Here is a 20124-nt window from a genome sequence, read left to right as displayed (position 1 = left end):
GGGGGCGCCGGGGGGTGGCCCGCGCCCCCCCCCCCCCACCGCGCCGCGCGCTCCCGCGCCTGACTACACCCGGCGGCTTTTGCGGGGGGGGGGGCTGGGGGGGGGGAGGGCTGCGAGGCGCGCCCATGTCGCAAACGCCTTCCCCGCCATTCGCCGCCGAACAATGCGCCGTTGATCCGCAAGGCCGCGCCGGGCCCGACCCGGGCGCGGCCTCGTTCGATCTGCCCGGCCGCGCGAATAAGCCCTTGGCAAGCGCTTTGGCGCGGCTGTAGCGTGATCGCACTCAAAACGTAATAAAAACGGCGGAAAACGGCGCTAAGGCAACCTCATCGAAGGTCGATGGGGCGTTGGGCCGGTTCCGAAACGTCCGCTGCGATTCAACGACAGGCATCCACGAACAGGAGGTTCACATGAGATTTCGCACCGTAACCCGCGCCATGCTGCTCGGCTCGGCGGCCACGCTCGCCGGCGCCTTGGCCACCCAGGCGGCTCAGCTCAAATCGGTGGAGTGGATCGGCTCCACCGCGCCATCGACGCCCGCCGAACTCTCCGACATGCACTCGACCGCCACGGTTCGCGCCACCTATGACGACGGCTCGGTGGTGGAAAGCGCGCTCGGCTACAACATGGTGCTGAACAACCTCGCCAAGGTCGGCGGCAACGCCCTGGCCATGGCCACGCTGTATGACGACAACATGCGCCCGATCCCGGATCCGACGGCGCCGGGCAGGAATCTGGTCTCCGAACAGCCCGACGGGTCGCTGCTGACCTATATCGGCGGCAAGCTGTTCCTGATCAACCACTTCGAATACGACTGGCTGCTGGCCGACGGGTCGCAGGTGCGCAAATACCCCGGCTACGCCTTCAAGGACGCCAACGGCAAGGACGGCACCTGGGGCTACAACCTGCCCACCAGCATCACCATCACCCAGATGGCCCAGGACGCGGCCACCGGCGCCCTGACCCCGCTGGCCCAGCAGCCGGTGAACTTTTCCGGCGTCGGCGGGCTCGGCGTCGCCTGCAACGCCTCCGAAACCCCGTGGGGCACCTTCCTGAGTTCGGAGGAGAACTATTCCGTCGACGCAAGGCAGCTGGAATTCGACCGCGCCGCCGATCCCACCGGCGCCAGCGACGCGCTGGGCGGCTTCACCATGCTGTATCATGGCGGGCGCAAGCTGGCCTCGCCCTACTGGCGCGGCATCGCGCCCGAGATCACCATCAATCCCGACGGCAGCTCCGACGTGGTCAAGCATTTCGCCATGGGCCGCGGCACCGCCGAGATGTCCTACGTGATGCCCGACCAGCGCACCGCGCTGACCGGCAATGACGGCACCAACAAGCCGCTGACCCTGTTTGTCGCCGACAATCCCGGCGACCTGTCCGCAGGCACGCTCTACGCCGCGAAGCTTGACCAGAAAAGCGCCGACTACGGCGGAACCTTCGATATCAGCTGGGTGAAACTGGGCCACGCCACGGATGAGGAAATCAGGGCGCTGGTCGATAACGGCATCGCGTTCTCGGACATCTTCGAGGTCTCGGACGCCGCGGCGCCGGGCTTCACCGAGGTGTTCTCGGGCACTCAGAAGGCCTCGGAATTCCTCAAACCCAGGAACGAGAAGGCCGCGGCCTTCCTCGAAACCATGCGCTACGCCGGGGTGAAGGGCGCGGCCACCGAATTCCGCAAGGCCGAGGGCACCGCCTTCGATCCCGACGGCAAGGTCGCCTATCTCGCCATCTCGTCCATCGGCAAGGGCATGGAGGAAGGCTTCGGCACCGGCGACGCCGGCGACCAGATCCGGCTCGCCAAGGTCAAGTCGGGGGCGGTCTACGCGCTGCCCGTGGCCGGCGGCCAGACGGACACCGACGGCAACCCCATCAACAGCGACTTCGTGCCGGTGTCCATGCATGTGCCCCAGGGCCTGCTGGGCAAGGACATGCCGGAGGGCAACGCGGTGGGCGACACCGCCGATCCCGACCATGTGGCCAACCCCGACAACCTGTCCTGGTCGGCTGAATACCAGACCCTGTTCGTGGGCGAGGATTCGGGCATGCACACCGCCAACTTCCTCTGGGCCTGGCAGCCGGGCATGACCGCCCCGGTGCGCCTGCTGGCCGGGCCCGCCGGCGCCGAACTGACCGGGCTGCGCATGCAGGCGGATGTGGGCGGCCACGCCTACGCGCTGACCAACGCCCAGCATGTGGGCGATTTCAAGCCCGGCGACAACGCCATGCTGCAGGAAACCATGCAGCTGGTGCGCGCCAAGTGGGAAGACCGGCAGAAATCGCCGGTGGGCTATGTCACCGGCATGCCGGCGACGCGCAACTGACGCGACGCCGCGATCAGACCTCCCTGAAAGGGGCCGGGCCGCGCGCCCGGCCCCTTTTCCTTGCGCCGGATCCAGATCATGAAAACCGGGCCGCAGGGTCGAAATCCTGCGGCCCGGGTGGCGATCGTCCCGCCTCGGCCTTCTTGGGGGGCAAGGGGCCTTTGCGCTCAGCGCCGAGGCAGCGGCATCCAGGCGGGGACGGCGACAACAGGATGCCGCCCACCGAGGCGAGCACCCCGGAAATCATGCAGGCGGTGATCTTGCATCGGTTGACCGGCGCCCCGGCCAAGGCGGCGGCGCGTTCGTTGGAGCCGATCGCATGCATGATCCGCCCAAAGCGCATGCGTTCCGGACCCCCCATCATGCAGGCCGACAGCCTCGGCGCCGAAGTCGCGGTGAGCCCGATCGACAGATCGACCGCGAGGACGGGAGGCTTGACGCCAAAAGTCAAACAAAATTGACTTTTGGTCAAATCAACGGGAAATTGAGTGGGAAACAGCGCGAGGGAGGCAGGCTTGGACAGTGAAAACACCGCATACGCGGCTCTGACGCCGGACACGCTGAGCGCGCGGCTCGGCGGGCTCGCGGCGCTCGTCGAGCGCATCGGCGACGCGCGCGACTGGCGGGTGCGCGAGGTCGGCGACGGCAATCTCAACCTGGTGTTCATCGTCGACAGCCCGCGCGGCGCGGTCGTCGTCAAGCAGGCGCTGCCCTATGTGCGGCTGGTGGGCGACAGCTGGCCGCTGCCGCTCAGCCGCGCCTTCTTCGAATACCACGCGCTGACGCGCCAGGCGGCGCGGGCCCCGGATTCCGTGCCTGAGATCTTCCATTTCGACGAGACCCAGGCGCTGATCGTCATGGAATTCCTGTCGCCCCACATCATCCTGCGCCAGGGGCTGATCGGCGGCGCCCGCTACGCCGGGCTTGGAAAATTCCTCGGCGAGTTCACCGCCCGCACGCTGTTTCGCGGCTCCGACCTGTCGATGAAGACCAGCGCGCGCAAGGCGGATCTTGCCCTGTTCGCAGGCAATGACGCGCTCTGCGACATCACCGAGAGCCTGATCTTCACCGACCCCTATTTCGACGCCGAGCGCAATCACCACACCTCGCCCCAGCTCGACGATCTGGTGGCCGAGCTGCGCGCCGATTCCGACCTGAAGATCGAGGCCCAGCGGCTCAAGGACGCCTTCTGCTCCCATGCCGAGACGATGTTGCACGGCGACCTGCACACCGGCTCGATCATGGTCGCCGGCGACGGGGCCGCCGCCGACGTCAAGGTCATCGATCCGGAATTCGTGCTCTACGGCCCCATGGGCTTCGATCTCGGCATCCTGCTGGCGAATTTCTTCATGGCGGCGTTTTCGCAGCGCGGGCACATCGCCGACGCGGCGGCGCGCGCCGACTACCAGGACTGGATCCTTGGCGTGAACGAGGAGATCTGGACCGTGTTCACCGCCGAATTCACCCGCCTCTGGCGCACCGAGCGCAATGGCATCCTCTACGCCGCGGCGCTGTTCGAGGATCAGGGCCAGGCGCTGGCCAGCGAGGCGGCGCTGACCGGCAAGCTCGACCGGATCTGGCGCGACGCGCTGGGGTTTTGCGGCATCGAGATGCACCGCCGCACCCTCAGTCTCGCCCATAACGCCGATCTGGAGACCATCGGCGACCCGGACCTGCGCGCCGCCTGCGAAAAACGCATTCTGCGCTTCGGGCGCCACCTGATGAAGACCCGCGCGCGCATCGGCTGCATCGCCGATCTGTCGGCGCTGGCGCGCCGCATGGAACGGGAGGATCTGGCGTGAAGGTCGACGGAACCCATTACCGCAGCATCTGGCTGCATCCCGACGGGGCGCGCGTGCAGATCATCGACCAGCGCTGGCTGCCCCATGAATTTCGCGTCGTCGATCTGGAAACCCGCGAGGACGTGGCCACGGCGATTCGCGACATGTGGGTGCGCGGGGCGCCGCTGATCGGGGCCACGGCCGCCTATGGCGTGGCGCTGCAGATGGCGGCCGATCCCTCGGACGCGGCGCTCGACGCCACATGGGACCTGCTGCACGCCACCCGCCCCACCGCCATCAACCTGCGCTGGGCGCTTGACGACATGCGCGCCCGCCTCGCGCCGCTGCCCGAATCGACGCGCGCCGCCGCCGCCTACGCCCGCGCGGCGGAAATCTGCGACGAGGACGTGGACTGCAACCGCCGCATCGGCCTCAACGGGCTGCAGATCATCGAAAAGATCGCGGCGCGCAAATCCGGCCCGGTCAGCATACTCACCCATTGCAACGCCGGCTGGCTGGCGACGGTGGACTGGGGCACCGCCACCTCGCCGATCTATCACGCGCTGGAAAAGGGCATCGACGTGCATGTCTGGGTCGACGAGACCCGCCCCCGCAACCAGGGCGCGCTGCTCACCGCGTGGGAGATGGTCGGCCACGGCGTCCCCCACAAGCTGATCGTCGACAATGCCGGCGGCCATCTGATGCAGCATGGCGAGGTCGACATGGTGATCGTCGGCACCGACCGCACCACCGCCCATGGCGATGTCTGCAACAAGATCGGCACCTATCTGAAGGCGCTGGCGGCGAAGGACAACGGCGTGCCCTTCTACGTCGCCCTGCCCTCGCCGACCATCGACTGGACCGTGCGCGACGGGGTGAAGGAAATCCCCATCGAGGAACGGGCCGGGCGCGAGGTCTCCCACGTGCAGGGGCGCCTGCCGGACGGGACCATCGGCGAGGTGCAGATCTCGCCCGACGGCGCGCATTTCGGCAACCCGGCCTTCGACGTGACCCCGGCGCGGCTGGTCACCGGGCTGATCACCGAACGCGGGGTCTGCGCGGCCTCCCGCGAAGGCCTCGCCGCCCTGTTCCCCGAATTCCAGACCGCCTGAAAGGGCAGCCCCCGTGCAGCCCCCCCGTGCAGCCTCCGTCACGCGCGGCGCAACCGCCATGCGCCGGCCCCGAAACCCGCGTAGGGCGGATCCCGATCCGCCATTGGCCGCCGATTCACGACCCGGCCAGCGCCAGCATCGCCCGCGCCGTGCCCGCGCTGGTCGCCATGTGGGTGACGTAGCCGCCGCGGATGCAGGCCAGCATGGCCTCGACCTTGTCGGCGCCGTCGGACACCAGCAGCCCCATGTCGAGCCCGCGCAGCCGTTCCAGGGCGATGCCGATCATGCGATCATCCATGGGCCCGGGGATCGGCGCCCCCCGCGCGTCGATGAAGCGCCCGCAATTCACCCCCACCGCGCCCTGCCCGCGATACCAGGCCAGATCCTCCAGCGAGGCCAGCCCGCTGCTGACGATATGGCTGTCCGGGGTCACCGACCCGGCGGCGAAGATCGACTTGTTGCAGTCCAGCAGCGCGTCAAGCTGGGCGCGAATGATCGGTTCGGCGCGCAGCCGGGCGGCCAGATCCGGGTCGCTCAGCACCGCCGGGGCGTGCAGGTTGTTGCATTTGGCGCCCAGCCCCTGGGCCAGCCGCGCCGAGCAGATCTCCGAGGTGAACCCGTAGGGCGTCGCCATGGACCCCACCAGCTGCGAGACCTGCAGATCGTCGAACCGATGGGGCTCCAGCGCCCGGGCGACCTCGAAAATCGTGCGCCCCCAGGACACCCCCAGCCGGTCGCCCCGCGCCAGCAGCCCCGGCAGCCAGTCCGCCGCGCCGCGCGCCACCCGCAGGAATCGCGCCTCGTCGCCGCCGGCGCCGTCGGGCAGCACATAGGCGGCGCGCAGGCCGAACGTCTTGCACAGCGCCACGGCCATGCGGTGCCCGGTGAACGCCCCGGGTTCGAGGCTGATGCGGATCAGCCCCTTTTCGCGCGCTTCCTGCAGGTAGTTGACCACCGTGGCGCGCGACACCTCAAGCGCGCGCGCGATCTGACCCTGATTGAGCCCGTCATGGTAATACAGCCACGCCGCCTCGATCACGATGTCCTCGCCGCTGATCTGTCCGGCGGATCGTCTGCGAACGCCCGTGCCCACGCGCTGATTTTCCATTTTTGTCATGCCTGCCTGACATTTGCGCAAGGCTAGCACGCCGCCCCCCGGCGTTCAACGCGCCCCCAGGCGGGACATGTCAGGCGGGACATGTCAGGCGGGACTGGCGCGGGTTCAGGCGGAATGCGCGCCCTCGGCCAGCCTGCGCACGAAATCCAGCACCTCGGCGGGGGCGTCGCCGCGCCCCATGCGCTCGACGATGGCCGAGCCCACCACCGCGCCGTCGGCCACCGCGGCGATCGCGCGCGCGGTTTCGGGGGTCTTGATGCCGAAGCCGACGCAGACCGGCAGATCGGTCTGTTTCTTGATCCGCGCCACTTCCGGCCCGACCACCGCCGCGTTCGCCGCCGCCGCGCCGGTGATGCCGGTGATCGACACGTAATAGACGAAACCGGACGTGTTGCGCAGCACCGTCGGCAGGCGCGCGTCATCGGTGGTGGGCGTGGCGAGCCGGATGAAATCGATCCCGGCGGCCAGCGCCGGCAGGCACAGCTCGTCATCCTCCTCGGGCGGCAGATCGACGATGATCAGCCCATCGACCCCGGCGGATCTCGCCTCGGCCAGGAAAACATCCACGCCGCGCGAATAAATCGGGTTGTAATAGCCCATGAGCACGATGGGCGTCGCGTCGTCGCCCTCGCGAAACGCCCGCACCATGTCGAGCACCCGCGAAATGGTCATCCCCGCGTCGAGCGCCCGCTGCCCGGCCAGCTGGATCGCCGGGCCGTCGGCCATGGGGTCGGTGAAGGGCATGCCCAGCTCGATCACGTCGACGCCCGCGGCGGGCAGGCCGCGCACGACCTCCAGCGAGGCGTCGAAATCCGGATCGCCGGCCATGATGAAGGACACGAACGCGGTCTTGCCCTCGGCTTTCAGGGCGGCGAATTTGGCGGCGATGCGCGACATGGAATCCCCTCGTTTTCCTGCAATCCGCAAGCCCCGCCGCCGCTTTCCCGCAGGAAAGCGGCGGCGGGGCCGGCGTCAGTCGTCCTTGCGATAGAATTTTTTCTCGCGCGGCTTGCCGTCCCAGCCGGTCTTTCTGGGCGGGCGATCATCGCCGCCCCGGTCATGGCCGCGATCGCCGCCCTTGTTCTGCCACGGCTTGGCGCCGCCGCCGCGATCGTCGCGGCCGCCCCGGTCGCCGCCCCGGTCGCCCCGGTCCCCGCCGCGCGGGCCGCCCCGGTCACCGCCGCGATCGCCGCGATCCTGCCAGGGCCGGCCGCCGCCGGGCCGGCCGCCATGGCCGCCCTTGTCCTCGCGGATTTCCCACTTGTTGAGCAATTTGGCGTTGAAGACGTCGCGACCGACCCTGCCTTCGTTGCACCAGACGACGCTCACCATGTCGCCGTCGACCGATTCCACCGCCATGCGCATGGAACCTGAGACCAGGACGACCATGTCGCCCATTTCATAACTTGCCACGTAACGTGATCCTTGTAGCGGAGCCTGCAGCCCCTTGTGGTTCGACGGGGGATCCTGCCGCCCGCCTGTCATTCGGGGAACGCCGCGCGCCCCCGATCTCGATGCCGGGGCAGGCGCCCCGGAAACTTGCAGTCAGATCGCCTCGCCCAGCGCCGCGGCGACCGTGAAAATATCCTTGTCGCCGCGGCCGCACATGTTCATCACCAGCAGGTGATCGCCGGGCAGGTCCGGGGCGATCCTCGCCACATGGGCCAGCGCGTGGCTCGGTTCAAGGGCCGGGATGATGCCCTCGGTGACGCAGGACAGCTTGAAGGCCTCCAGCGCCTCGACATCCGTGACCGACACGTATTCGACCCGGCCCAGATCATGCAGCCATGAATGCTCCGGCCCGATGCCCGGATAGTCCAGCCCGGCGGAGATCGAATGGCCTTCAAGAATCTGCCCGTCCGAATCCTGCAGCAGATAGGTGCGGTTGCCGTGCAGCACCCCGGGGCGCCCGCCGGTCAGCGAGGCGCAATGCTCCATGCGCTCATCGACCCCATGGCCCCCGGCCTCGACCCCGATGATGCGCACCGCGGCGTCGTCGAGAAACGGATGGAACAGCCCCATGGCGTTGGACCCGCCGCCGATGCAGGCGACCAGCGAATCGGGCAGGCGGCCCTCGCGCTCAAGCATCTGCTCGCGGACCTCCTTGCCGATGATCGACTGGAAATCGCGCACCATGGCCGGGTAGGGATGCGGGCCGGCGACGGTGCCGATGCAGTAGAAGGTTTGGTCCACATGGGTGACCCAGTCGCGCATCGCCTCGTTCATGGCGTCCTTCAGGGTGCCGCGCCCGGCGGTGACCGGGATCACCTCGGCGCCCAGCAGCTTCATGCGGAACACGTTGGGCTGTTGGCGCTCCACATCGGTCTGGCCCATGAACACCACGCATTGCAGGCCGAAGCGGGCGCAGACGGTGGCGGTGGCGACGCCGTGCTGCCCGGCGCCGGTCTCGGCGATGATCCGGGTCTTGCCCATGCGCCGCGCCAGAAGAATCTGGCCGAGCACGTTGTTGATCTTGTGGGCGCCGGTGTGGTTGAGCTCGTCGCGCTTCAGGTAGATCTTCGCGCCGCCGAATTTTTCGGTCAGCCGTTCGGCGTGATACAGCGGCGAGGGCCGGCCCACATAGTGTTTCCACAGATCGTCCATCTCGGCCCAGAAGGCCGGATCGGTCTTGGCGTGTTCGTAGCAGGCTTCAAGATCGAGGATCAGCGGCATCAGCGTCTCGGACACGAAGCGTCCGCCGAAATCGCCGAAGCGGCCGCGTTCGTCCGGCCCGGTGCGGTAGCTGTTCAGCCTGTCTGCGCTCATGGTTCTGGTCCCCGCTGCATCACCCGCCTCGCCCAAAAGGCTGGGAAACCGCTGTCTAGCGCCTGCGACGGCGCTAGTCGATCCGGATTGCGTCAAAATCCGCGGCGCAGGGCGCGGAATCCCCGGTTCAAGCCTTGGCTGCATCGACAAAAGCGCGGATCAGCCCCGGGTCTTTCGCCCCCGGCGCGCGTTCGACCCCCGAGGACACATCCACCTGCGTCGCGCCGGTCAGCCGGGCCGCCGCGGCGACGTTGGCCTGCGTCAGCCCCCCCGCCAGCATCCAGGGCAGCGCCCAGCGCCGCCCCTGCAGCAGCCGCCAGTCGAAGGCCAGCCCGTTGCCGCCGGGCAGCGGCGCCCCCGTGGGCGGCTTGGCGTCGATCAGCAGCTGGTCGCTGACCCTTGCGTATTCGGCGATGGCGGGCAGGTCGGCCGCGTCGGCGACGCCCACCGCCTTCATCACCGGCAGGCCGAAGCGGTCGCGGATCCCGGCGACCCGCGCCGGACTTTCGCGCCCGTGCAGCTGCAGCATGTCGATGGGCGCGATATCGAGAATCGCCTCCAGCGCCGCGTCGTCTGCATCGACCGTGAGCGCGGTCTTGCAGATCCCCGGCGGAACCGCCCCGGCCAGCCGCGCGGCGGCGTCCGGGGTCAGGTTGCGCGGCGATTTCGCGAAGAACACGAAGCCCAGATAGGCGGCGCCGGCGTCAACCGCCGCGGCGACCGCGGCGGCGTCGGTCAGCCCGCAGATCTTTACGCGCATGGCGAGGACCGGATCACGGCGGCGCGTCAGCCGTGCTTGAGCCCGAGGATGTCGTCGTCTTCCTCGCCGGCCTTCCGGGACAGGCGGCGCACCTCGCGGTTCAGCCGCGCCGCCTCGCGCTTGAAATCGCGTTCCGCCTTGCGGTGGAAGCTTTCGCGCGACATTTCCAGGAACAGGCCGATGGCGATCCCCAGAAACACCGCCCCGAACAGGGCCACGAAGATCGGCACGGTCACGCTGGTGGGGAACGGAACCTCCAGCGCCAGGGGCAGCAGGTTCAGGGTCACCATGTCGCGATTGGCCACCGCGACGCTGACCGCGACGATGGCGACGATCAGCGTCAGAGCGTATTTGATGTAGCGCACGAAGATTTCTCCAGTTCAGCCGCGCGGGCCGGTCGGGCGCCGCGAGGATCGTCGCCGTGTTCGCCGCCCGATCATCGACCCGACCGCCCGCCCGATCATCGACCCGATCGCCGCCGGTTTACCCGCGCCGCCTGCCGGGATCAAGCCGCCCGGGTCGCGCCGCGTCCCGGCTCGCCGATGACCGCCCGTGACCGCCCCCGCTCAGGACCCGCCGCCGTTGTCCTTGCCGGCGCCGTTGAGGCGCATCCGCAATTCCTTGCCGGTCTTGAAGAACGGCACGTGTTTCTCCGGCACCGGGACCGCTTCGCCGGTGCGTGGATTGCGGCCCATTCTGGCGTCGCGCTTCTTCACCGAAAAGGCGCCGAATCCGCGCAGCTCCACCCGGTCGCCGTCGCTCAGCGCCTTGGTGATCTCCTCGAACAGGGTGGAGACGATGCGTTCCACATCGCGATGATAGAGATGCGGGTTTTCCTCTGTCAGGCGCTGAATCAGCTCCGACTTAATCATCTCCTCACCTCTTCTCGCCGACCAAATCCGTATGCAGATAGGTTAAAGTATCACGCGCCCAGAGGCGCTTGTCACCGGGAATCTGCGCGAAACCGCGTATTTGCGCGGTTACTGCAGGATCGAGAGCAGTTTCGGGCCGCCGCCGAACCGCGAAATCGCGGCGCCGGCGCCGCCGCCAAGCAGGTCGCCGATCAGTCCGAGCAGGCCTGAATCCTCGGGCCGCGGGACGAAATCCTCCACCGGCAGATCCGATTCGACGCCCTGCCCCGCCAGCCAGTCGCGCGCGTCGCGCTCGCCGCCCACCGCGTCGATCAGCCCGTTGGCCAGCGCCTGGCGCCCGGTGAAGATGCGCCCGTCGCTGACCGCGTCCAGCGCCGCGCCGTCAAGCGCGCGGCGCGCGCCCACCAGCCCGCGGAACCAGCCGTATGAATCCGCAACCATGGCGCGCTGCACCGCCAGCGCCGCCGGATCCGGCGGCGCGAAGGGGGACGGCGCGGCCTTCAGCGGCGAGGATTTCACCTCGCGCATCACCACGCCGACCCGGTCCAGCAGCCCGCCGATTTCCGGGTATTGCACGATCACCCCGATGGAGCCGGTGATGCTGTTGCCCCGGGCCACGATGTGATCGGCGGCGATGGCGGCGATGTAGCCGCCCGAGGCCGCCGCCTCGCCCATCACCGCCACCACCGGCTTCCTGGCCGCCACCCCGCGCAGGCTTTCGAACAGCGCCTCGGACCCGGCGGTCGACCCCCCCGGCGAATTGATGCGCAGGATCAGCGCCATGGCGTCGTCATCCCCGGCGATCTCCGCCAGCATCGCGTCGCGCAGCGGGTCGTCGAAGATCACCCCCTCGACCGCGTAGCGGGCAAGATAGGGTCCCGCGGGCCCGCCGTCGCCGCGCAGCGCCGCATAGCCGCCGGCGATCGCCGCGACCAGCGCCGCGATGCGCCAGAACCACAAACGGCGCCGCAAGCGGCGCCGTTCAGTGTCAAAGGCTTCGGTCATGCGCCGAACGCCCCAGCGATCATTCCTGACGCTCTTTCAGCGCCGCGCCGAGGATGTCGCCCAGCGACGCGCCCGAATCCGAGGAGCCGTACTGCTTGACCGCCTCTTTCTCATCGGCGATCTCGCGGGCCTTGATCGACAGGCCCATGCGCCGCGAGGACCGGTCGATATTGGTGATGCGGGCATCGACCTTGTCGCCGACCGAGAAGCGTTCGGGGCGCTGGTCCTGACGATCGCGGGCCAGATCGGAGCGGCGGATGAAGGCCTTCATGCCGTCATGCTCCACCTCGACGCCGCCATCCTCGATCGCGGTCACGGTCACCGTCACCACGTCGCCGCGCTTGACGCCGGAGGTGGCGTCCGCGAAGGGATCGCCGCTCAGCTGCTTGACGCCCAGCGAGATGCGTTCCTTGTCGATATCGACGTCGAGCACCACGGCCTGGACCATGTCGCCCTTCTTGTAGTCCTTGATCGCCTCGTCGCCGGGGCGGTCCCAGTCCAGATCGGACAGGTGCACCATGCCGTCGATTTCGCCTTCGAGACCGATGAACAGACCGAATTCGGTGATGTTCTTGACCTCGCCCTCGACCTCGGCGCCCACCGGGAAATTCTCGGCGAAGGCGTCCCAGGGGTTCTGGCGGCATTGCTTGAGGCCCAGCGACACGCGGCGACGCTGCGGGTCCACGTCGAGCACCATCACTTCGACCTCCTGCGAGGTCGACACGATCTTGCCCGGATGCACGTTCTTCTTGGTCCAGCTCATCTCGGAGACATGCACCAGCCCCTCGACCCCCGGCTCCAGCTCCACGAAGGCGCCGTAATCGGTGATGTTGGTGACCCGGCCCGGCAGCTTGGCGCCGACCGGGAACTTGGCTTCGACGCCGTCCCACGGATCCGACTGCAGCTGCTTCATGCCAAGGCTGATGCGGTGGGTTTCCTTGTTGATCTTGACCACCTGGACCTTCACGGTCTCGCCGATGTTCAGGATCTCCGACGGGTGGTTCACCCGGCGCCACGCCATGTCGGTGACGTGCAGCAGGCCGTCGACGCCGCCCAGATCCACGAACGCGCCGTAATCGGTGATGTTCTTGACCACGCCCTCGACGGTGTCGCCCTCGGTGAGCTTGGCGACCACTTCGGCGCGCTGCTCGGCGCGGGATTCCTCAAGCACGGCGCGGCGCGACACCACGATGTTGCCGCGGCGGCGATCCATCTTCAGGATCTGGAACGGCTGGGGCTGCCCCATCAGCGGGGTGACGTCGCGCACCGGGCGCACATCGACCTGGCTGCCGGGCAGGAACGCCACGGCGCCGCCGAGATCGACGGTGAAGCCGCCCTTGACCCGGCCGAAGATGGCGCCCTCGACGCGCTCTTCCTTCTCGTTGGCCTTTTCCAGACGGTCCCAGGCCTCCTCGCGGCGCGCCTTGTCGCGCGACAGCACGGCCTCGCCGCGGGCGTTCTCGACGCGTTCGAGGTAAACCTCGACCTCATCGCCGATCTCCAGCTCGGCGTCGTGGCCGGGCTTCGAAAATTCCTTGAGTTCGACGCGGCCTTCCATCTTGTAGCCGATGTCGATGATCGCCAGACCGGCCTCGATCGCGATGATCTTGCCGCGAACGACGGAGCCTTCGACCGGGGTCTCAAGCTCATAGCTCTCGTTGAGGAGGGCTTCGAATTCTTCCATGCTAGCTGCGGGCATGCAGTTGGATCTCCATCAGGGTTTGTTTGCGGGCCTGCCGGTTGGCTCCGGCGGTCTTTGGTTGCGACATTCGATTCGAAATCGACGAAAGCGGGACGCGGGATCGGAAAAAAACGCCAAAGGCCCGGGACATCGCCGGGCCAAGCTGGAAGACCGGGGTTTGTCGCCGCGCCCGGGATCGGCCGTCAGGCCGCGCCGGATTCGCGCTTTTCCAAAATCAACGCCGCCGCTCTGGCGACGGCCGCGTCTATACTCAATTCCGAGGTGTCTAGCAAGAGCGCGTCTGCCGCGGGCTTCATCGGCGCCGTCTCGCGCGCCGCGTCGCGCGCGTCGCGCAGGGCCAGATCGGCGCGCACCGCGTCCAGCGTCAGATCGGCGCCGCCGCGGACCAGTTCCGCATGGCGGCGCCGGGCGCGCACCGCGTCGCTGGCGGTGACGTAAAGCTTCACGTCGGCCTCGGGGCAGATCACCGTGCCGATGTCGCGCCCGTCCAGCACCGCGCCGCCCGCGCGGGCGGCGAAATCGCGCTGGAAATCCAGCAGCGCGGCGCGCACGCCGGGGATGGCCGCCACGCGCGAGGCCGCCTGCCCGGCCACGGCGCTGCGCAGCCCGTCGGCCTCCAGATCCGCCATGGTCAGCGATCTGGCCGCCGATTCGGCGATCGGCGCGTCCACCACCCCGCCGCCGATCGCCAGCGCCTTCTTGCCGACCGCGCGATACAGCAGCCCGGTGTCCAGATGCGCAAAGCCGAATCTTTCGGCCAGCGCGCGGGCGATGGTGCCCTTGCCCGCCGCCGCCGGCCCGTCGATGGCCACGGTGAAGCGCGCGGTCATGCCCCGCCCCCGACAACGCGCCGCCGGCGCAGCGACGCCAGGATCAACAGCCCCAGCAACAGCAGCGAGGCGGCGGCGATGGCGGCGGATTTGGCCATCGTCCAGCCGCTCGCGGTCGCGGTCAACTCCGCGGTCAGCGCCTCTGGCCCGGCGCGCAGCATCGCCGCGACGGCGGCGTTTTCCAGATAGTCGAACACCCCGCCCCAAAGCGGAAGCGCCGCGGCGATCATCCGCGCCAGCGGGGGCCAGCCCCGGGTCATGCGAAACAGTCCGATCCCCAGAACCGCCGCGATCATCGCGGGAAACGCGGTGTCGAGCGCCTGCTGCACCTCAAGATAGAACCGCGCGCCCTCAGGCCCGAGCGCGGCCAGCAACGCCCGCGCCTCGGCGTGCGAATAGCCGCCGGGGCGCAGGTCGAACGGGATCAGCCCGCCGGTCAGCGCCGACAGGCGCGGCAGCGACCAGGCCACCATCGCCAGATAGACCGCCGCGGTCGCCGCGACCAACGCCCAGTAAAGCTTCCAGCGCGGGGCCATCAGGCGGGTTTCGGGGCGGCGATGCGCGCGCCCAGCCCGGTCATCAGGGCCTCGAAGGCGGGGAAACTGGTGGCGACCGGGGCGCAGTCATCGACGCCGACCGGGTTTTTCGCCGCCATGCCCAGCACCAGGAACGCCATGGCGATGCGGTGGTCGAGCCGACTTTGCACTGTCGCCCCGCCGGCGACGCCGCCCGGTCCCCGTCCGTGGACGATGAGAAAATCCTCGCCCTCTTCGATCTTCACGCCGCAGGCCTCCAGCCCGCGCGCCATGGCGTCGATTCGGTCGCATTCCTTGACCCGCAATTCCTTGATCCCGCGCATGACCGTCGCCCCTTCGGCATTGGCCGCGACCACCGCCAGAACCGGGTATTCGTCGATCATCGAGGCGGCGCGTTCGGGCGGAACCTCGATGCCGCCGAGCGCCGAGAACCGGGCCCGCAGGTCGGCAACCGGCTCGCCGCCCTGCTCCCGCGCGTTTTCGAAAACCAGATCCGCGCCCATGTCGCGCAGGGTCTGGAACAGCCCGGCGCGGGTCGGGTTCAGCCCGATCCCCGGGACCAGCAGGTCCGACCCCTCGACGATCAGCGCCGCGGCGACCGGAAACGCGGCGGAGGACGGATCGCGCGGCGCGACCAGCGTCTGGCCCAGCAATTCCGGTTCGCCCGACAGGCGGATCGAGCGCAGATCGCCCAGCTGCTCGACCTCGACAGTGGCGCCGAAGCCGCGCAGCATGCGCTCGGTGTGGTCGCGGGTGGCCTCGCGCTCGATCACCTCGGTGATCCCCGGCGCGTTCAGCCCGGCCAGCAGCACCGCGGATTTCACCTGCGCCGAGGGCACCGGCAGGCGGTAGCTGACCGGCATCGGCGCCGGCGCGCCGCTCAGCACCAGCGGCAGGCGGCCGCCGGCGCGGCCCCGCGCCTCGGCCCCGAACAGCGCCAGCGGTTCGGTCACCCGCCCCATGGGCCGGCCCCGCAGGGACGCGTCGCCGGTGAAGCAGGCGCAGATCGGCGTGGTCGCCATCGCCCCCATGATCAGCCGCACGCCGGTGCCCGAATTGCCGCAATCGACCACGTCGTCGGGTTCGGCGAAGCCCCCGACCCCGACGCCCCGGATGCGCCATTCCCCGGGCGCGCGTCGCTCCACCTCGGCCCCGAAGGCGCGCATGGCGGCGGCGGTGTCGAGCACGTCCTGCCCTTCCAGCATGCCCGAAACCCGGGTCTCGCCCACCGACAGCGCCCCCAGAATCAACGCCCGGTGCGATATCGACTTGTCGCCGGGCACATGCGCCTCGCCCCGGAGCGGGCCGGATTTCTGGGCGGTGAGCGGGGCGGGCGCGCCGGGACCGGACATGGGCGTATTCCTCAAAAATCAGCTGACCTGCGTTGCGCCCGGTTCTAGCGAGCCGCCCGGCCCCAGTCCACCGCCGCCGGGGATGGACCCGGCGGCGCCCGGCCGGCCGTCAGACGCGGCGAAACGTCATGTAATGGGGCCTGCGCCCCTCGCGCAGCGCCTTGGCCTCGTAGCGGGTGCCGGGCCAGTCGGCCCAGGGCGCGCGCCAATCCGCCGGCCCCTGCGCGGTCCACTCGAAATCCGGGCGCGCCAGCAGATGCGCCAGCGTATGGCGCACGTAGTCGCCGATATCGGTGGCGACGCGAAACGCCGCGCCGGGCTTCAGCGCGCGGGCCAGCGCGTCCAGATTGTCCTCGCTGACGAAGCGGCGCTTGTGGTGGCGCGATTTCGGCCAGGGATCGGGATACAGCAGAAACGCACGGGACACGGAGGCCGCGGGCAGCACGTCCATCAGGTCGCGCGCATCCCCGGCATGGACCCGCACATTGTCGATCCCGGCCTCGGCCATCTGGCCGAGAAACGCCGCGACGCCGTTGACATAGGGTTCGCAGCCGATGATCCCGACATCGCGGTTGGCCGCCGCCTGGGCCAGCATGTGCTCGCCGCCGCCAAAGCCGATCTCCAGCCAGATCTCGCGATCCCCGCCGAACAGCGCCGCAAGGTCGATGGGGGCGCGATCTGGGTTTTCGTCCCAGCCCACGCCCCGGGGCGAAATCGCCGCCAGCGTGGCGCCCAGATGCGCCGCCTGCCCCTTGCGCAGCTTCTTGCCGTGGCGGCGGCCGTAGAAATTGCGCCAGGGCGCGCCGTCGCCGCGCGCCCAGCCGGTGCGGGATCCCGCCTCGCGTTCAGGCGCCATCAGTGCATTCCCCGTTCGCGCCGCGCGTTCAGAGCGCGGATTTCAACGCCTCGACCAGATCGGTCTTTTCCCAGCTGAAGCCGCCGTCATTGTCCGGCGACCGGCCGAAATGACCATAGGCGGCGGTGCGCTGGTAGATCGGCTTGTTCAGCCCCAGATGCTCGCGAATGCCGCGCGGCGTCAGGTCCATGGCCTCGGCCACCGCGCTTTCGATCGCGGTTTCGTCCACCGTCCCGGTGCCGTGGGTGTCGGCGTAGATCGACAGCGGCTTTGACACGCCGATGGCGTAGCTGAGCTGGATCACGCAGCGCTGCGCCAGCCCGGCGGCGACCACGTTCTTGGCCAGATAGCGCGCCGCGTAGGCCGCCGAGCGGTCCACCTTGGTGGGATCCTTGCCGGAAAACGCCCCGCCGCCATGGGGCGCGGCGCCGCCATAGGTGTCGACGATGATCTTTCGCCCGGTCAGACCGGCGTCGCCGTCCGGCCCGCCGATCACGAAGGCGCCGGTGGGGTTCACGTGCCATTCGGTGGCGGCGTCGATCCAGCCGTCGGGCAGCGATTCGCGGATGAAGGGCTCGACGATGTCGCGCACCCGGTCCGAGCTCAGCCGCGCGTCCAGATGCTGGGTCGAGAGCACGATCGACGTCACCCCCACCGGCTTGCCGTCGGCGTAGCGCAGGGTCAGCTGCGACTTGGCGTCGGGGCCGAGCTGGCGCGCCTCGCCGGATTTGCGCGCTTGCGCCAGGCGGCGCAGGATGGCGTGGGCGTAGTGGATCGGGGCCGGCATCAGCTCCGGGGTCTCATCGACGGCGTAGCCGAACATGATGCCCTGATCGCCGGCGCCCTCGTCCTTGGTGTCGCTGGCGTTGACGCCCATGGCGATGTCCTTGGACTGGCCGTGCAGCAGGTTGGTGATCTCCACCGTGCCCCAGTCGAACCCGGCCTGTTCATAGCCGATGTCGCGAATGCATTCGCGCGCCACCCGCTCCAGCGTCTGGTTGACGTCCTGGAACAGGTTCGGGCGGTCCTTGGGCGTGCCGACCTCGCCGGCGATGACGATGCGGTTGGTGGTGGCCAGCGTCTCGCAGGCGACGCGCGTATAGGGGAACACCGACAGATAGGCGTCGAGCACCGCGTCGGAAATCCGGTCGCAGACCTTGTCGGGATGGCCCTCGGAAACCGATTCCGAGGTGAAGAGGTAATCCTGGCGGGCCAACGGCATGCTCCTTGGCTTCTTGGTCTGGGCGGCGTGGGCTGGTTGGTCTGGGCTGGTTGGTCTGGGCGGCGTGGGCTGGGCGGCGTGGGCTGGGCGGCGCCCCGCCAAGCGCGAGGCCCCCGGGCGCGGGGTCGGCCTTGTTAAACAGGCGCGCGCGACAGGGTCAAGCTTCGGCGTCGCGCCGGCGTCGCGCCCGCCCGCGCCCGGCCAGCGCGCCGAATGACAGCAGCGCCGCGATCAGCGCCAGCCAGGGCGCGTCGCCGCTTTGCGCATACAGCGTCGGGGGCAGCGGCGGCGGCAGGTCCGCCTGCAGCGCCCCGGACCGATGCAGGCCGAGCCGCGCCGTCACCCGGCCCCTGGCGTCGATCACCGCCGACACGCCGGTGTTGGCGGCGCGCACCAGCGGCAGCCCCTGCTCGATGGCGCGCATGCGCGCCTGCTGGAAATGCTGGATCGGCCCGGCGCGCGCGCCGAACCAGGCGTCATTGGTGATCTGCAGGATCCAGTCGGGGCGGCGATCGAGGAACGGCGCCTCCTGCGGGAAAATCGTCTCGTAGCAGATCTGGGGCGCGAAAGCCGGCAGGCCCGGCAGCGCCATGCGCCCTGCCCCGGCGCCGTCGCCGGGGGTGAATCCGCCGCTCTCGCCCACCAGCGCCCCGATCCCGAGCGCGTCAAGCAACCCGAACAGCGGCACGTATTCGCCGAACGGCACCAGATGCGCCTTGTCATAGGCGGCGGCGACCTCGCCGGCCGCGTCCACCACCTGCATGGCGTTGAACCAGTCGCCCCGCGCATTGACCCGCCGCGCGCCCAGAACCACCGGCGCGCCGCCGCCGGCCTCGGCGATCAGGCGGCGCGCGGTGTCGTCGCGGTCAAGAAAGAACGGCACCGCGGTTTCGGGCCAGATCACCAGATCCGGGCGCGGCTCGCCCGGGCCGGGCGCGGACAGCGCCAGCAGCCGGGCCCAGAACACCGGGATCTTCTCGGGGTTCCACTTGTCCTTCTGCGGCGCGTTGGGCTGCACGATGCGCAGCACCGGCGCGACCCGTCCCTCGGGCGCGGGCGCCGGCGCCGCCAGCCGCGCCGCGCCCCAGCCCCAGCCGCCCAGGATCAGCGCCAGCGAGGCCGCCAGCGCCGCCGCTGTTCGCCGCCCCCCGCCGGGGCCGCCGCGCAGCGCCAGCCCCGGCAGCGCGGCGGCGAAGATCCCGGCGAATCCCAGCATATGCGGGCCGAACAGCGACGCCGCCTGCGCCAGCGGCGTGTCGACCCAGCCATAGGCGGGCAGCGCCCAGGGGAACCCGGTGAACATGTAGGAGCGCAGCGCCTCGGCCAGCGCCCAGGCGCCGGCGAAGACCAGCGCCCCCGCGACGATCGACAGCGGCGCGTCGGGGCGGCGCCGGGGCCACAGCCGCCGCGCCACGCCGAAAGCCAGCCCCCAGAACAGCGCCAGCCCGCCGGACATCAGCGCCACCGCGAAGGGCGCCATCCAGCCGTAGCGCGCCGCGTCCACCAGAAACGGCTCGGCGATCCAGTTGAGCCCGGCGGCGAAAAACGCCGTCCCCGCCGCCCAGCCGATGAAGAACGCCCCGCGGCGCGAGGCGGCGGCGGTCAGAACCGCCAGCAGCGGCACGGCGATGAAAACCGTCCAGAACACCCCATAGGGCGGCTGCGCCAGCGCCAGCGCCGCGCCGGCGCCGAGCGCCAGCGCGATCCCGCGCCAGCCCCGCGCCCATGCGTCCTGGCGCGGGCTCCGCTTCTCCGACCGCGCCGCCGCGCCGCCGGCCGGGCGCGGCTGACGCGCGCCGCGCGCGCGCGCTGAAACCCGCCCGGGATTTCGCCCGTCATCGCGCCCGTCGCCGCCGCGCCCGTCGCCGCCGCGCCCGTCACTGTCG

Annotated in this window: 19 protein-coding genes; 3 read left to right on the top strand and 16 right to left on the bottom strand. The window is 69.8% G+C overall.

Annotated features, from left to right (window positions below):
• Positions 1 to 410 precede the first annotated feature (410 nt).
• Positions 411 to 2327 (top strand): alkaline phosphatase PhoX, encoded by a 1917-nt coding sequence (locus AC1HC7_RS14925; RefSeq protein ID WP_479497228.1) that lies wholly within the window; start codon positions 411 to 413, stop codon positions 2325 to 2327.
• A gap of 76 nt (positions 2328 to 2403) precedes the next feature.
• On the opposite strand, the gene AC1HC7_RS14920 is transcribed toward AC1HC7_RS14925, so the two are convergent.
• Positions 2404 to 2859 carry an ABC transporter permease subunit gene (locus tag AC1HC7_RS14920; protein ID WP_479497227.1) on the bottom strand — a complete coding sequence of 152 codons (456 nt, stop codon included), beginning with the start codon at positions 2857 to 2859 and terminating at the stop codon, positions 2404 to 2406.
• On the opposite strand from AC1HC7_RS14920, the gene mtnK reads away from it, so the two are divergent.
• Together mtnK and mtnA are read left to right on the top strand one after the other, a co-directional pair.
• Positions 2843 to 4129 (top strand): S-methyl-5-thioribose kinase, encoded by a 1287-nt coding sequence (gene mtnK / locus AC1HC7_RS14915; RefSeq protein WP_479497226.1) that lies wholly within the window; start codon positions 2843 to 2845, stop codon positions 4127 to 4129. The genes AC1HC7_RS14920 and mtnK overlap by 17 nt on opposite strands.
• Positions 4126 to 5220, top strand: coding sequence for an S-methyl-5-thioribose-1-phosphate isomerase (gene mtnA, locus AC1HC7_RS14910; RefSeq protein WP_479497225.1), 1095 nt, complete (start codon positions 4126 to 4128; stop codon positions 5218 to 5220). The genes mtnK and mtnA overlap by 4 nt, the downstream gene beginning before the upstream one ends.
• A 115-nt stretch (positions 5221 to 5335) precedes the next feature.
• On the opposite strand, the gene AC1HC7_RS14905 is transcribed toward mtnA, so the two are convergent.
• The 15 genes from AC1HC7_RS14905 to lnt form a co-directional block, all read right to left on the bottom strand.
• Positions 5336 to 6328 (bottom strand): sugar-binding transcriptional regulator, encoded by a 993-nt coding sequence (locus AC1HC7_RS14905; RefSeq protein ID WP_479497224.1) that lies wholly within the window; start codon positions 6326 to 6328, stop codon positions 5336 to 5338.
• A gap of 114 nt (positions 6329 to 6442) precedes the next feature.
• Complete coding sequence (gene trpA, locus AC1HC7_RS14900) at positions 6443 to 7234, bottom strand: tryptophan synthase subunit alpha (protein WP_479497223.1); 792 nt, start codon at positions 7232 to 7234, stop codon at positions 6443 to 6445.
• Positions 7235 to 7309: 75 nt separating this feature from the next.
• Positions 7310 to 7750, bottom strand: a complete 441-nt coding sequence (locus AC1HC7_RS14895) for a hypothetical protein (RefSeq protein ID WP_479497222.1) — start codon at positions 7748 to 7750, stop codon at positions 7310 to 7312.
• A 132-nt stretch (positions 7751 to 7882) separates the two neighbouring features.
• The gene (gene trpB / locus AC1HC7_RS14890) at positions 7883 to 9103 is read right to left on the bottom strand and encodes a tryptophan synthase subunit beta (protein ID WP_479497221.1); all 1221 of its coding nucleotides are present in this window, start codon (positions 9101 to 9103) and stop codon (positions 7883 to 7885) included.
• 127 nt (positions 9104 to 9230) lie between these two features.
• Complete coding sequence (locus AC1HC7_RS14885) at positions 9231 to 9863, bottom strand: phosphoribosylanthranilate isomerase (RefSeq protein WP_479497220.1); 633 nt, start codon at positions 9861 to 9863, stop codon at positions 9231 to 9233.
• A 26-nt stretch (positions 9864 to 9889) separates the two neighbouring features.
• Entirely contained in the window at positions 9890 to 10228 is a 339-nt protein-coding gene (locus AC1HC7_RS14880; protein WP_479497219.1) for a LapA family protein, read from the bottom strand.
• A gap of 201 nt (positions 10229 to 10429) precedes the next feature.
• On the bottom strand, positions 10430 to 10735 hold the full coding sequence (gene ihfB, locus AC1HC7_RS14875; protein WP_479497218.1) for an integration host factor subunit beta: 306 nt from the start codon (positions 10733 to 10735) through the stop codon (positions 10430 to 10432).
• Positions 10736 to 10843: 108 nt separating this feature from the next.
• Positions 10844 to 11740: a signal peptide peptidase SppA gene (gene sppA / locus AC1HC7_RS14870; protein ID WP_479497217.1), complete on the bottom strand. Its 897-nt coding sequence runs from the start codon at positions 11738 to 11740 to the stop codon at positions 10844 to 10846.
• A gap of 19 nt (positions 11741 to 11759) precedes the next feature.
• Positions 11760 to 13439: a 30S ribosomal protein S1 gene (rpsA, locus tag AC1HC7_RS14865; RefSeq protein ID WP_479497216.1), complete on the bottom strand. Its 1680-nt coding sequence runs from the start codon at positions 13437 to 13439 to the stop codon at positions 11760 to 11762.
• A 185-nt stretch (positions 13440 to 13624) separates the two neighbouring features.
• Complete coding sequence (locus AC1HC7_RS14860) at positions 13625 to 14272, bottom strand: (d)CMP kinase (protein ID WP_479497215.1); 648 nt, start codon at positions 14270 to 14272, stop codon at positions 13625 to 13627.
• Positions 14269 to 14808, bottom strand: coding sequence for a hypothetical protein (locus AC1HC7_RS14855; RefSeq protein ID WP_479497214.1), 540 nt, complete (start codon positions 14806 to 14808; stop codon positions 14269 to 14271). The genes AC1HC7_RS14860 and AC1HC7_RS14855 overlap by 4 nt, the downstream gene beginning before the upstream one ends.
• Entirely contained in the window at positions 14808 to 16160 is a 1353-nt protein-coding gene (gene aroA / locus AC1HC7_RS14850) for a 3-phosphoshikimate 1-carboxyvinyltransferase (RefSeq protein ID WP_479497213.1), read from the bottom strand. The genes AC1HC7_RS14855 and aroA overlap by 1 nt, the downstream gene beginning before the upstream one ends.
• Before the next feature lie 109 nt (positions 16161 to 16269).
• Positions 16270 to 17016, bottom strand: coding sequence for a tRNA (guanosine(46)-N7)-methyltransferase TrmB (gene trmB, locus AC1HC7_RS14845; protein ID WP_479497212.1), 747 nt, complete (start codon positions 17014 to 17016; stop codon positions 16270 to 16272).
• A gap of 28 nt (positions 17017 to 17044) precedes the next feature.
• Positions 17045 to 18232, bottom strand: a complete 1188-nt coding sequence (gene metK, locus AC1HC7_RS14840) for a methionine adenosyltransferase (protein WP_479497293.1) — start codon at positions 18230 to 18232, stop codon at positions 17045 to 17047.
• A gap of 163 nt (positions 18233 to 18395) precedes the next feature.
• A complete protein-coding gene (gene lnt / locus AC1HC7_RS14835; RefSeq protein WP_479499176.1) occupies positions 18396 to 19937 on the bottom strand; it encodes an apolipoprotein N-acyltransferase in 1542 nt (513 codons plus the stop codon).
• Between the last annotated feature and the right edge of the window lie 187 nt (positions 19938 to 20124).

It is taken from the genome of Oceanicella sp. (assembly GCF_056449545.1).
The sequence above is the reverse complement of the archived record's forward strand: the minus strand, read 5'-3'. Positions and strand labels throughout refer to the sequence as shown.

Excerpts from the sequence above, each read along its gene's own strand:
- AC1HC7_RS14925 (WP_479497228.1), top strand. The coding sequence starts at position 411 with ATGAGATTTCGCACCGTAACCCGCGCCATGCTGCTCGGCTCGGCGGCC.
- AC1HC7_RS14905 (WP_479497224.1), bottom strand. The coding sequence starts at position 6,328 with ATGGAAAATCAGCGCGTGGGCACGGGCGTTCGCAGACGATCCGCCGGA.
- trpA (WP_479497223.1), bottom strand. The coding sequence starts at position 7,234 with ATGTCGCGCATCGCCGCCAAATTCGCCGCCCTGAAAGCCGAGGGCAAG.
- trpB (WP_479497221.1), bottom strand. The coding sequence starts at position 9,103 with ATGAGCGCAGACAGGCTGAACAGCTACCGCACCGGGCCGGACGAACGC.
- AC1HC7_RS14885 (WP_479497220.1), bottom strand. The coding sequence starts at position 9,863 with ATGCGCGTAAAGATCTGCGGGCTGACCGACGCCGCCGCGGTCGCCGCG.
- ihfB (WP_479497218.1), bottom strand. The coding sequence starts at position 10,735 with ATGATTAAGTCGGAGCTGATTCAGCGCCTGACAGAGGAAAACCCGCAT.
- sppA (WP_479497217.1), bottom strand. The coding sequence starts at position 11,740 with ATGACCGAAGCCTTTGACACTGAACGGCGCCGCTTGCGGCGCCGTTTG.
- rpsA (WP_479497216.1), bottom strand. The coding sequence starts at position 13,439 with ATGCCCGCAGCTAGCATGGAAGAATTCGAAGCCCTCCTCAACGAGAGC.
- AC1HC7_RS14860 (WP_479497215.1), bottom strand. The coding sequence starts at position 14,272 with ATGACCGCGCGCTTCACCGTGGCCATCGACGGGCCGGCGGCGGCGGGC.
- AC1HC7_RS14855 (WP_479497214.1), bottom strand. The coding sequence starts at position 14,808 with ATGGCCCCGCGCTGGAAGCTTTACTGGGCGTTGGTCGCGGCGACCGCG.
- aroA (WP_479497213.1), bottom strand. The coding sequence starts at position 16,160 with ATGTCCGGTCCCGGCGCGCCCGCCCCGCTCACCGCCCAGAAATCCGGC.
- trmB (WP_479497212.1), bottom strand. The coding sequence starts at position 17,016 with ATGGCGCCTGAACGCGAGGCGGGATCCCGCACCGGCTGGGCGCGCGGC.